The sequence below is a fragment of the Pseudomonas brassicacearum subsp. brassicacearum genome (assembly GCF_008801605.1).
GTDB lineage: Bacteria > Pseudomonadota > Gammaproteobacteria > Pseudomonadales > Pseudomonadaceae > Aquipseudomonas > Aquipseudomonas brassicacearum.
The window spans coordinates 387,307-399,526 of the sequence record NZ_VZPJ01000002.1; the positions used below are offsets into that span (position 1 = coordinate 387,307).

At 61.8% G+C, this 12,220-nt stretch carries 13 protein-coding genes; 6 read left to right on the forward strand and 7 right to left on the reverse strand.

All coding sequences use genetic code 11. The features are described 5' to 3' along the window. Window position 1: 1 nt before the first annotated feature. Entirely contained in the window at window positions 2-1,495 is a 1,494-nt protein-coding gene (locus F7R20_RS07490; RefSeq protein ID WP_003206823.1) for a YifB family Mg chelatase-like AAA ATPase, read from the reverse strand. A 266-nt stretch (window positions 1,496-1,761) separates the two neighbouring features. Here F7R20_RS07490 and F7R20_RS07495 point away from each other — a divergent pair, with 266 nt between their 5' ends. Then, entirely contained in the window at window positions 1,762-3,036 is a 1,275-nt protein-coding gene (locus F7R20_RS07495; RefSeq protein WP_003206822.1) for a sensor histidine kinase, read from the forward strand. A gap of 324 nt (window positions 3,037-3,360) precedes the next feature. Further along, a complete protein-coding gene (locus tag F7R20_RS07500) occupies window positions 3,361-3,942 on the forward strand; it encodes a hypothetical protein (protein ID WP_003206821.1) in 582 nt (193 codons plus the stop codon). Between the two features lie 197 nt (window positions 3,943-4,139). Here F7R20_RS07500 and F7R20_RS07505 read toward each other — a convergent pair whose 3' ends face one another. Further along, a complete protein-coding gene (locus F7R20_RS07505; RefSeq protein ID WP_081352594.1) occupies window positions 4,140-4,400 on the reverse strand; it encodes an accessory factor UbiK family protein in 261 nt (86 codons plus the stop codon). A gap of 413 nt (window positions 4,401-4,813) precedes the next feature. Between F7R20_RS07505 and glnK the strand changes: the two genes are divergently transcribed. From glnK to sutA, 4 genes are all read left to right on the forward strand, one after another. Further along, window positions 4,814-5,152, forward strand: a complete 339-nt coding sequence (glnK, locus tag F7R20_RS07510) for a P-II family nitrogen regulator (RefSeq protein ID WP_002555808.1) — start codon at window positions 4,814-4,816, stop codon at window positions 5,150-5,152. 33 nt (window positions 5,153-5,185) lie between these two features. Continuing rightward, window positions 5,186-6,520, forward strand: coding sequence for an ammonium transporter (locus F7R20_RS07515; protein ID WP_003206817.1), 1,335 nt, complete (start codon window positions 5,186-5,188; stop codon window positions 6,518-6,520). A gap of 213 nt (window positions 6,521-6,733) precedes the next feature. Next, the gene (locus tag F7R20_RS07520) at window positions 6,734-7,159 is read left to right on the forward strand and encodes a secondary thiamine-phosphate synthase enzyme YjbQ (RefSeq protein ID WP_003206814.1); all 426 of its coding nucleotides are present in this window, start codon (window positions 6,734-6,736) and stop codon (window positions 7,157-7,159) included. Between the two features lie 102 nt (window positions 7,160-7,261). Continuing rightward, window positions 7,262-7,585: a transcriptional regulator SutA gene (gene sutA, locus F7R20_RS07525; RefSeq protein WP_003206813.1), complete on the forward strand. Its 324-nt coding sequence runs from the start codon at window positions 7,262-7,264 to the stop codon at window positions 7,583-7,585. A 207-nt stretch (window positions 7,586-7,792) separates the two neighbouring features. Here sutA and F7R20_RS07535 read toward each other — a convergent pair whose 3' ends face one another. From F7R20_RS07535 to lysA, 5 genes are read right to left on the reverse strand one after another with little or no spacing between them, the layout of a single operon-like run. Next, complete coding sequence (locus F7R20_RS07535; protein ID WP_003206811.1) at window positions 7,793-8,497, reverse strand: HAD family hydrolase; 705 nt, start codon at window positions 8,495-8,497, stop codon at window positions 7,793-7,795. Then, on the reverse strand, window positions 8,494-9,393 hold the full coding sequence (gene xerC / locus F7R20_RS07540; protein ID WP_003206809.1) for a tyrosine recombinase XerC: 900 nt from the start codon (window positions 9,391-9,393) through the stop codon (window positions 8,494-8,496). Before xerC ends, F7R20_RS07535 begins: the two co-directional genes overlap by 4 nt. A 2-nt stretch (window positions 9,394-9,395) precedes the next feature. Further along, entirely contained in the window at window positions 9,396-10,118 is a 723-nt protein-coding gene (locus F7R20_RS07545) for a DUF484 family protein (protein ID WP_003206807.1), read from the reverse strand. Window positions 10,119-10,131: 13 nt separating this feature from the next. Then, a complete protein-coding gene (gene dapF, locus F7R20_RS07550) occupies window positions 10,132-10,962 on the reverse strand; it encodes a diaminopimelate epimerase (RefSeq protein ID WP_003206804.1) in 831 nt (276 codons plus the stop codon). A gap of 4 nt (window positions 10,963-10,966) precedes the next feature. Next, on the reverse strand, window positions 10,967-12,214 hold the full coding sequence (gene lysA / locus F7R20_RS07555; RefSeq protein ID WP_003206799.1) for a diaminopimelate decarboxylase: 1,248 nt from the start codon (window positions 12,212-12,214) through the stop codon (window positions 10,967-10,969). Window positions 12,215-12,220 lie beyond the last annotated feature (6 nt).

The following is a 12,220-nucleotide window of genomic DNA, read 5'->3' on the forward strand; positions in this document are numbered from 1 at the left end:
TTCAGGAGCTAGTCGGCCGATACTGCAGTGCTTCGGCCAGATGTTCGCGGCGGATACACGCCGCTTGCTCCAGGTCTGCCAGCGTCCGGGCGACCTTGAGCAAGCGGTGGGCGGCGCGCAACGACAGGGTCAGCCGTTCGCAGGCGGTTTCCAGCCAGGTTTCATCGGTTGTGGATAACTTGCAATGCTGACGCAACCCCGGCAAATCGAGGAAGGCGTTGGCGCAGCCCTGGCGTCTATGCTGACGCTCCCGGGCCTCGGCCACCTGCTCGGCGACCGTGGCGGTATCGTCTCCGGATTCGCTCCTGGGGTTCAACGCCGTTGCTTCCCGGGCGACGGTCAGGTGCAGGTCGATGCGGTCCAGCAGCGGGCCGGAGAGTTTGTTGCGGTAGCGCTGCACCATGTCCGGTGTACAGCAGCAGCGGCCGCTGGGTTCGCCAAGATATCCACAGGGGCAGGGGTTCATCGCCGCCACCAACTGGAAGCGCGCCGGGAAGCGTACTCGGTCACGGGCGCGAGAAACCACGATGTGCCCAGATTCCAACGGCTCTCTCAGGACCTCCAGCACCCTGCGGTCGAATTCCGGCAGTTCATCCAGAAACAGCACGCCATGGTGGGCGAGGGTGATCTCCCCCGGTTGCGGTTTTGACCCGCCACCCACTAGCGCGGGCCCGGAAGCCGAATGGTGCGGCTGTCGAAATGGACGCTGCGGCCAATGGCTCAACGGCACGCAACTGGCCACCGACTGGATGGCCGCGACCTCCAGCGCCTCACTCTCGGCCAGCGGTGGCAACAGCCCCGGCAGGCGGCTCGCCAACAGCGTCTTGCCGGTGCCCGGTGGCCCGCTGAACAACAGGTTATGAGCCCCCGCGGCGGCAATCAGCAAGGCCCGCTTGGCCCCGGCCTGGCCTTGTACTTCGTTCAAGTCGGGGTAGGGCTTGCTGGCCGAAAGCAGCCCATTGGAAACGAAAGGCTCGACCGGTGTGTGCCCATTGAAGTGCGCCACCGCTTCGAGCAGATGGTCCACGGCGATCACCTTCAACCCCGAGGCCAGGCAGGCCTCCTCGGCATTGGCCCGCGGTACCACCAGGATGCGCCCGGCCTTGCGCGCCGCCAGCGCTGCGGGCAATACCCCGCGCACCGGTCGTACCGCGCCGGACAATGCCAGTTCACCCAGGCATTCCACGTCATCCAGCGTCAGGGTTGGCACCTGCACGCTGGCCGACAGGATCCCCAAGGCGATGGCCAGGTCGAAGCGCCCGCCGTCCTTTGGCAGGTCCGCCGGCGCCAGGTTCAGGGTGATGCGCCGTGCCGGGAAATTCAGCCCCGAATTGATGATCGCGCTGCGCACCCGATCCTTGCTTTCCTTCACCGCCGCCTCCGGCAGGCCAACCATCGTCAGCGACGGCAAGCCATTGGCCAGGTGGACTTCAACGGTAACGGCAGGAGCCTCGACCCCTACTTGGGCGCGACTGTGGACGATGGCAAGCGACATGAATCGTTCCTTGAGTGAATAGGGCGCCGCGTCCTGCGGCTCTGGAAGATTAGTCGTGGGGATGAACTTGGGCGGGGAAATTGAAGGGAGAAAATTTGGCAGGATGTTTCGAGGGCAAGTGACAGCCGAGGGGCGCCAGGCGTGATGCGGTAGCGGATATCACCGCCTCACCTGGCCACGCAAAATGCCCGGAAAGGGCCCTCTGCTAGACTGCGATTTGCCCAGTCGGCACTTGGCGGTATCAACGGCACAGCGAGGAAGTAGCCATGAACGATCTGCTGGCTCTGTTAACCGACAAGCGCTTCATGCCCCACGGGCATTGCTACATGTGGCGTCCGGATCTGCTGTGGACCAATGTGATCGCCGATGGCTTGATCGCCCTGTCCTACGTCACCATCCCTTTCACGCTCCTGTACTTTATCCACAAGCGCAAGGACGTGCCGTTTGACTGGATGCTCGCGGCCTTTGGCGTGTTTATCCTGGCTTGCGGGACCAGCCATGTGATGGAGATCCTGACCATCTGGCAGCCTTATTACTGGCTGACAGCGCTGGTCAAGGTGATCACCGCGATTGCCTCGGTGATTACCGCCATCCTGTTGGTCCGGCTGGTGCCGGCGGCCCTGAAGATCCCCAGCCCGCAGCAATTGGCCAAGGTCAACGACGAGTTACGCGAGGCCCAGGCTGAACTGGTCACCACCGCGCGCCGCGCCGGCATGGCAGAGATCGCCACCAATGTGCTGCACAACGTGGGCAATGTGCTCAATAGTGTCAATGTGTCAGCCCAGGTCCTGTACGAGAAGGTGCACACCTCCAAGGGGCCAGGGGTGGCCAAGGTAGCCCAGTTGATGAAGGAGCATCCCGATGACCTCGGTGACTTCATCAGCAGCGACCCGAAAGGTCGGGCGCTACCGGACTATCTCGACAAGCTGGCCGACGCGCTGGCCGTCGAGCAGCAGGGCATGATCGCCGAGTTGGCGCAGTTGACCCGCAGAATCGACCACATCAAGGAAATCGTCGCCACCCAGCAATCCTACGCCGGCAACGCCAGCGTGCTGGAGCCGGGTTCGCTGCGAGAACTGGTCGAGGATGTCGTGCGCATTTGCGATGTGTCCCTGGCCCGCCACCACATCACGCTGATCAAGGAGTTCAGCGATGTTCCGCAAATGCCCCTGGACAAGCATCGAGTGCTGCAGATCCTGGTCAATCTGATCAACAACGCGAAGCAGGCGCTGGATGCGGGGGCGAACCGGCCGCCGCAGATCATCCTGCGCCTGAAGGTCGTTGACGAGGGGCGCGTGCGAGTTGAGGTCGAGGACAATGGCGAGGGGATATCGCAGGACAATCTTGCGCGGGTGTTCGAGCACGGTTTCACCACGCGTGTCGACGGCCACGGTTTTGGCCTGCACAGCTGCATTCTGGCTGCGCACGAGATGGGCGGCGATCTGACCGTGCAGAGCGCCGGGCCGGGCAGGGGCGCGCTGTTTATTCTGGTGCTGCCGCTGGCGTCGACTCCGGACCGAGTGGTTGAGCAGTCGGCATGAAGCCTTTCTCACGAAAGTCCAATTCATTCGTTTTACACCGACCAGACTCTAGAGCGAGGTCCGATCAGCGAGGCGGAGAAGCTTGATGTCGTCGAGAAACTCCGATGAGCACAGGTCGCAGATCAATACCAGCGCCACAATTTATGAAGTTAACATCGCGACTACCTCCACTTGTTGACCTTTTCGAGATAGTTAGACCGATAGGGCCCTCCGCCAATCCTACCCAGCGTGCAAAGCGCCTCCCCAACCCCAGGCGAGTAAGGAAGTTGTCTGCTAAAAATAACTCAGACGAAATTTCTCTGCTCCCTGAAATAGGAGAGGCGCATGCCGGAAATAACCTTGACAACTGCTGATACAAGCGGATGGACAAACTGCGTCAGACGCGATTTGCCTGAACGGTCGATTAGCCGATTGATACCCGATGGCGAGCGGAGCAATAGGCCGCTGGAGCCTCCCGGGGCGCTGGACGGAAATTATTGGAAAAGCAGCGTCCCCGCCATTCGCAATCTGCACTACACGTACGTCGATACGGGGTATTCGCGCGTTGAGCAAAACGACGTTCTATGGTCGGACTCGGCCTCCTGGTGCACGATGCTTTCTGTATGGTCGCCAGGAAAAGCAGGACTGGCGCACATCCCACCCAGCCCGCTTGTCAGGAAAGATGTTGATACGCTACTCGAGAGTTTTCATACCATTCCCACCGAAATTCACATGGTGACCATGCCGGTACATCGCGACAGGGCTGACGGCTTTGCAATGGTGCGTCAATGCGTCATGAGTTACTACGGGCACAACTACGCCGGCATCAAGGTTTTCCTGATCACTGGGTACAAGGGGAAGGAATGGGAGCAGCGGCACCAGATTGGAGTGGACCCAAGGAGTGGCGCGTTTCCGGTTTTCAACTGAGCCAACTCGAAGCGCCGTACCAGTGGTTACCTGCAGAATTATTTCGCCCCGGCCACGTAAACAATCATCGTCACAGCCATCCCGAGCATGCCGCGGCTGATGTGTTCGTCAAGTAAGGTGGTCACCAGCGCCAGACCCCAAAACGGCTGCAGCAACTTAAAATATCGCTGCTCTCGGCAGTTCTACGGGGACACTCGTTATTCGATAGGTGGACTCATCTTTGCCTCAAGCTCGGCAACCTTGGCCTCCAGGCTTTCGAGCCGCGCCCGGCTCCGGGCCAGCACAACCATCTGGCTGTCGAATTCTTCCCGGCTTACCAGGTCCAGTTTGCTGAAGCCGCTTTGCAGCAGGGCCTTGAACTGGCTTTCGATTTCGCTTTTGGGCAGCGGCGTGTCGCCACTCAAGATGCGGGAGGCGTGGCCGCTCAGGGCGTCGAGGAGGTCTTTGGGCGCAAGCATGGCAGGTGTCCTGAAAACAATGGCGGGCAGTGTATCACGCAGTGTCTATAGTCAATTCGCAAGCCAGGGATGCACGCTTTTCGCGCATAGGCCCGGGCGTGGCTGCACTGTTGTTGTGCGTATCGCTGCGGTTCTTGGCGCAACGCACGTCGAGCAGGTGGCCAAGAGACTGAAATCAGAGGGTTTGGTGCAGATGGCAAGGTTTCTGCTTAGAGGCTGATGACCCATGCACTGATGCAGTCGCTGTGACGAATGCAGTGCAGCAGGCGGAACGGGGAGTTTCGTCAGGATCGGTTAACTGGCACCTGTCGGGCAACTTGGGCCGACGACGCGTTACAAAGCCAGGCACTGCGCTTAGACTTGAGTCGGGTTTGTTTTCCTGGGGCAAGTCCACCAATTCGGGAGAAAGTTTCATGAAGCTAGTCACTGCCATCATCAAGCCGTTCAAGTTGGACGACGTGCGCGAGTCGTTGTCCGAGATCGGCGTGCAGGGCATTACCGTTACTGAGGTCAAAGGCTTCGGTCGGCAGAAAGGTCACACCGAGCTGTATCGCGGCGCGGAGTACGTGGTCGATTTCCTGCCCAAGGTGAAGATCGATGTCGCCATTGACGACAAGGATCTTGATCGGGTGATCGAGGCAATCACCAAGGCCGCCAACACCGGCAAGATCGGTGACGGGAAGATCTTTGTGGTCAATCTGGAACAGGCTATCCGCATCCGTACCGGCGAAACCGATACCGACGCCATCTAAGCCGCCAAACCCAACGCCCCAGGAGAAAACAATATGACTCTGCGTAAATTCGCAGGGCTAGGAGCCCTGTTGTCCTTCGCAATGCCTGGCCTGGCCATGGCAGAAGAAGCGGCAGCCCCAGTCCTGAACTCCGGCGACACCGCCTGGATGCTCACGGCCACGATTCTTGTACTGTTCATGACCATCCCTGGCCTGGCGCTGTTCTACGGCGGCATGGTTCGGTCGAAAAACCTTCTTTCCGTGATGATGCAGTGCTTTGCCATTACCGGTCTGATCAGCATCCTGTGGGTCATCTATGGCTACAGCATTGCGTTCGACACCACCGGCATGGAGCAGGGCGTCGTCAACTTCAATTCCTTCATCGGCGGTTTCGGCAAAGCGTTTCTGGCAGGCGTCACGCCAGCCAGCCTGACCGGCCCGGCGGCGCTGTTCCCTGAAGCAGTGTTCATCACCTTCCAGATGACCTTCGCCATCATCACCCCGGCCCTGATCGTCGGCGCATTTGCCGAGCGGATGAAGTTCTCCGCCATGCTGGTCTTCATGGGCGTGTGGTTCACCCTGGTGTATGCACCGATTGCCCACATGGTCTGGTCCGGTAACGGCGGCCTGCTGTGGGACTGGGGCGTGCTGGACTTCGCTGGCGGCACCGTGGTGCACATCAACGCCGGTATCGCAGGCCTGGTGGCGTGCCTGGTATTGGGCAAGCGCAAAGGCTTCCCGACCACGCCAATGGCGCCGCATAACCTGGGTTACACCCTGATGGGCGCGGCCATGCTGTGGGTCGGCTGGTTTGGCTTCAACGCCGGTTCCGCTGTCGCGGCCAACGGCACCGCCGGCATGGCGATGCTGGTAACCCAGATCGCGACCGCTGCGGCGGCGCTGGGCTGGATGTTTGCCGAGTGGATCACCCACGGCAAGCCAAGCGCACTGGGCATCGCCTCGGGCGTGGTGGCGGGCCTGGTTGCTATCACCCCGGCTGCCGGCACCGTGGGCCCGATGGGCGCTCTGGTCATCGGCCTGGCAGCAGGCGTGGTGTGCTTCTTCTGCGCCACTACCCTCAAGCGCAAGCTCGGCTACGACGACTCCCTGGACGCCTTCGGCGTACACGGCATCGGCGGTATCCTCGGCGCGATCCTGACCGGTGTGTTTGCAGCACCGGCCCTGGGTGGCTTCGGCACCGTGACCGATATCGGTGCGCAAGTGTGGATTCAATTCAAGGGCGTGGGTTTCACGGTGGTCTACACCGCGATCGTCACCTTCATCATCCTCAAGGTCCTGGACGCCGTCATGGGTCTGCGTGTCACCGAGGAAGAAGAAGCCGTGGGCCTGGACCTGGCCCAGCACAACGAGCGTGGCTACAACCTGTAAGCGCACGCAATAAAAAAATGCCCGGTTCGCCGGGCATTTTTTTGTCTGGAATTTGTCATTGCTCACAAGGTGCAGCGGTTTTTCCGACGCCTTTTGTTGTGGATGCGACACAGGTTTTTATACCGCCAAAGGCTTACACCGAAGCAAGAATATTAGGCCCTTTGTTTTTTCCCAGAGCGCGCTAGAATGCGCGCCGAACGTGCGGAGATCTGTATGTGGCAACAGACGCTGATAACCCTGCGGGCAAGGCCCCGGGGCTTTCATCTGGTGACGGACGAGTTGCTTGCCGGCCTGCCTGAACTCCAGGCGTGTCGTGTCGGTCTGTTGCATCTGTGGCTGCAGCATACCTCGGCCTCGTTGACCATCAACGAGAACGCCGATCCGGCGGTACGTCGAGACTTCGAACGATTTTTCAATCGGTTGATCCCACAAGGAACCGCCGACTATGAGCACAACGACGAAGGCCTGGACGACCTCCCGGCGCACTTCAAGGCCAGTGTGCTCGGCTGCCAGATCAGCCTGCCGGTCACGGCGGGACGGCTGGCATTGGGTACCTGGCAAGGTGTTTATCTGGGCGAGCACCGTGATCACGGCGGTGCTCGTAAAGTCCTCGCCACCTTGTACGGTGATGGGGCGTAACCGCTGATTGCCGGCGGATGTTGAATTTTTTCTGGCAGCCTTCGAACAGATGGCGAAGCTGGGCTATAACTAATCTGCTTTTCGCAAGTCATGAGGTAGAACATGAGCGACGATGATCTGGAAAACGACGACCTCGAAGTAGGCGACGAAGACGAGACCGAAGAAGGCCTTGAAGCGGCGGCGGAAGACGTTGCCGACGACGATGGGGCCGATGTTCCGGTTCCTACCGCCAAAGGCAAGGCGAAGGCGGCCGTTTCGGTCGACGAGTTGCCGAGCGTAGAGGCCAAGAACAAGGAGCGTGATGCGCTCGCCAAGGCCATGGAGGAATTCCTGGCCAGGGGCGGTAAGGTGCAGGAAGTGGAGGCCAACGTGGTCGCTGATCCGCCCAAGAAGCCTGACAACAAGTACGGCAGCCGCCCTATCTGAGTATCGGCTTCATTGCTTGCTGAAAAAGCCCGCCGTCGCTGCGGGCTTTTTCATGGGTGCGATTCCATCCCCAGGCCAGGCGCAGTCCCTGTGGGAGCGGGCTTGCTCGCGAAAGCGGTGGGTCTGTTGGCATTGATGTTGGATATGCCGCCGTCATCGCGAGCAAGCTCGCTCCCACAGAGGGCTGTAGTGGCTACAGGGCGGGGTTCAGCGTTGGCTATGCCAACCTGCCAATAACCCCGGCAGTTCGGTCAGGCTGCGGATCTCCGCGTCCGGCGCATGGTCGGCATTCCAGGGCTTGCCTGTCGGGTTGAACCATACAGCGCGCAGGCCGGCCTGTTGGGCGCCGGCGATGTCGTCGCCCGGGTGATCGCCAATGTGCACGGCGGTTTGCGCCGTGGCGCCGCCGCGTTGCAGGGCTTCGTGGAACAGTCGGGCGTCAGGCTTGGCGATGCCGATGTCTTCGGCGCACAAGGCGAACTTGAAATAGTCCGCCAGCCCCAGGCGCCGCACATCGGCGTTGCCATTGGTGACCACACCGAGGGCGAAGTGATTGGCCAGGATCTCCAGGGTGGGTTGCACCTCGGGGAAAACCTCCAGTTGATGACGGGCGTGCAGGAACGTCTCGAAGGCCTGGTCCGCCAGCTCCGAAGCTTGCCACTGGTCGTAGCCGGCTTCCTGCAAGGCACGGAACAACACGCGTCGGCGCAGTGCACTGATGCGATGCTTCAGGCCGGGTTCTTCGCGCAATACTTGCTCGCGAATCGAAAAAAGATGCTCCACCGGCACGCCGCCCAGGTTCGGCGCGTTATCGGTCAGCCATTGGCGGAGTATGGCTTCGGCGCTGGCGATCACCGGGGCGGTGTCCCACAGGGTGTCGTCCAGGTCGAAAGTGATCAGTTCGATGGTCATGATTCGTCGCCCTTGATGCGTTTGGCCCTGGGATGGGCACTGTCATAGACCGTCGCCAGGTGCTGGAAATCCAGGTGGGTGTAGATCTGGGTGGTCTTGATGTCCGAGTGCCCCAGCAGCTCTTGAACGGCGCGCAGGTCCTGGGAGGACTCCAGCAGATGGCTGGCGAAGGAGTGTCGGAGCATGTGCGGGTGCAGGTTCTGTCCCAGCTCCCGTTCGCCGGCAGCCTTGACTCGCAACTGAATCGCCCGCGGGCCGAGGCGCCGCCCCTGTTGGCTGACGAAGACCGCGTCGTCGGCGGGGTTGGTCAGCGCTCGCAGCGGCAGCCATTGCTCCAGGGCTTCACGGGCCTTGCGGCCGACGGGCAGCAGGCGAGTCTTGCTGCCCTTGCCGAGCACCTGGACCATGCCATCGGCCAGGTCCAGTTGATCCAGGTTAAGCCCCGTCAGCTCGGAGAGCCGCAGGCCGGAAGAATAGAACAGCTCGAGAATCGCCTGGTCACGCCGGGCCAGGAAGTCATCCTCGACGGCGCCTTCGAGCAGTTGCAGGGCGCGGTCGGTGTCGAGGGTCTTTGGCAGTCGGCGCTCGCCCTTGGGCGGTGCCAGGCCGGTGGCCGGATCGTGATCGCACAAACCTTCGCGATTGAGGTAGTGATACAGGCCGCGTACCGCTGACAACAGGCGCGCCAGACTGCGGGAGGATTGCCCCTGTTGATGCAGGCGGGCGATCAGGCTGCGCAAGCGCTGGATGTCCAGGGCCGCCCAGCTGCCGATGTTCTGCTTCTGGCACCAGCCCAGCACTTTTTCCAGGTCGCGGCGATAGGCCGACAGCGTGTGGGGCGACACCTGGCGCTCACTGCGCAGATGTTCGCAGTAGGCGTCCAGCTGTCGTTCCATTATCAGCGTACCGAGCGCAGCGAGCCGGCAACCCGTGGCAGCACCCGGCCGGTGACTTCGGCGATGTAGCTCAAGAACAGCGTGCCCACCGAGCTTTTGTAGTGCTGCGGATCGCGACTGGCGATGGCCAGCACACCGTGCACGCCTTGATGGGCGATGGCAACGACGGCGGTGGAGCCGATCTGCTTGCGCTGTTCTTCGCCGAACAGGAAGTCCAGCTCATGCTCGCGCAGGCTGCCGCTGACGCTTTTGTCTTCCGTGAGCAGGCCGCCGATGGCCGTCTGCGCTTCGGCGTGGGTCACCCAGCGGCCCACCGGCATGGCGTTGTCGCCGAACAGGATCAGGCTGACAAAGGGCACCTGGAAATCCTGGCGCAGGCTGTCTTCGACGCTCATGACCAGGTCTTCGAGGGTGCTGGCGTCCATCAGGGCCAGGATCAGCCGACGGGTCTTGTCGAACAGTCGGTCGTTGTCCCGGGCCACGTCCATCAGGTGCGAAAGACGATGGCGCATTTCGATGTTGCGCTCGCGCAGGATTTTCATCTGGTGTTCCACCAGCGACACGGTATCGCCGCGCCGGTGGGGGATGCGCATCGTCGCAAGCAGTTCTTCATGCTCGACGAAGAAGTCCGGATGAGCTTCCAGGTAAGCCGCCACGGCTGCGGTTTCTGGCAGGCTGGGGGATTCGTCGGGCTGTGGGGCTGGAACCTGTGGCTGGTCGGTCATGGGTTTGGCTCACTCAAAGACGAACTTGTCCTTCGTATACGCGCACTGCCGGGCCGGTCATCATCACCGGTTGGCCAGGGCCTGCCCATTCGATGGACAGACGCCCGCCGGGCAGGTCGATCAACAACGGTGAATCCATCCACCCCTGGCTGATCGCAGCGACTGCGGCCGCACAGGCGCCGGTACCGCAGGCCTGGGTTTCCCCGGCACCGCGTTCCCAGACGCGCAATTGTGCGCGGTGGCGGTCGATGACTTGCAGGAAACCGACGTTCACTCGCGCGGGGAAGCGCGGATGATGCTCGATTTTCGGCCCCAGCTCATGCACCGGGGCACTGTTGATATCGGCCACGCGCAGCACGGCGTGGGGGTTGCCCATGGAAACCGCTGCCAGTTCCACCGTGGCGCCATCGACGTCCACCTGATAGCTCAAGGCCTGGGCTGGTGCCTGGAAGGGGATGTCCGCCGGTACCAGGCGCGGAGCGCCCATGTTGACGCCGATCTGGCCGTCGCTGCGCACATCCAGTTCGATGATGCCGCTCTTGGTCTCGACGCGGATCTGCCGCTTGGCGGTCAGGCGCTTGTCCAGCACGAAGCGGGCGAAGCAGCGCGCGCCATTGCCGCATTGCTCCACTTCCGAACCGTCGGCGTTGAAGATCCGATAACGGAAATCCACGTCCGGGTTATTGGGTGCCTCGACGATCAGCAACTGGTCGAAACCGATACCGGTGTGCCGGTCTCCCCATTGCTTGGCGTGCTTGGGCAGGATGTGCGCGTGCTGGCTGACCAGGTCGAGGACCATGAAGTCATTGCCCAGGCCGTGCATCTTGGTAAAACGCAGCAGCATGGTCTTACTCCGGCAGCAGGCTTTCGCCGGCAAACAACTCGGCTACCGTCTCGCGGCGACGCACTTCGAATGCCTGATCACCGTCCACCAGCACCTCGGCGCAGCGGCCGCGGGTGTTGTAGTTGGAACTCATGACAAACCCGTAGGCACCGGCCGAATGCACGGCCAGCAGATCACCTTCTTCCAGCGCCAGCTCCCGACCCTTGGCCAGGAAATCACCGGTTTCGCAGATCGGCCCGACGATGTCGTAGCTGCGCGCAGCGGTATCGCGAGGGCGCACGGCGGTGACGTCCATCCAGGCCTGGTACAGCGCCGGGCGGATCAGGTCGTTCATGGCCGCATCGACGATGGCGAAATCCTTGTGCTCGGTGTGCTTGAGGTACTCGACCTGGGTCAGCAGCACGCCGGCGTTGGCGACGATGTAGCGGCCCGGTTCGAACATCAGCGCCAGGTCACGCCCGTCGAGGCGCTCACGCACGGCCTTGATGTAGTCGGCCACCAGTGGCGGCTCTTCATCGCGATAGCGCACGCCGACACCGCCACCGAGGTCGATGTGGCGCAGGTAGATGCCACAGTCGCCGAGGCGATCGACCAGCGCCAGCAGGCGGTCGAGGGCATCGATGAAGGGTTCCAGGGTGGTCAGTTGCGAGCCGATGTGGCAATCGACACCCAATACTTCCAGGTTCGGCAGCTGGGCGGCGCGAACGTACACGTCTTCGGCGTCGGCAATGGCGATGCCGAACTTGTTTTCCTTGAGACCGGTGGAAATGTACGGGTGGGTGCCAGCGTCGACATCCGGGTTCACGCGCAGGGAGATCGGCGCGCGGACACCCAGCTCGGCGGCGACGATTTGCAGGCGCTCCAGCTCGTCGGTGGATTCGATGTTGAAGCAGTGCACGCCAACTTCCAGGGCACGGCGCATGTCTTCACGGGTCTTGCCGACGCCGGAGAACACGATCTTGTCGGCGCTGCCACCAGCGGCCAGCACACGTTCGAGCTCGCCACCGGAGACGATGTCGAAACCGGCGCCCAGACGCGCCAGGACATTGAGCACACCCAGGTTGGAGTTGGCTTTTACAGCGAAACACACCAGATGCGGCATGCCCTCGAGGGCATCGGCGAACGTCCGGTACTGGGCTTCGATGTGGGCGCGGGAATAGACATAGGTCGGCGTGCCGAAACGTTCGGCGATCGCGGACAGGGCAACCCCTTCCGCGAACAGCTCCCCGCCACGGTAGTTAAAAGCGTCCATGGCGTT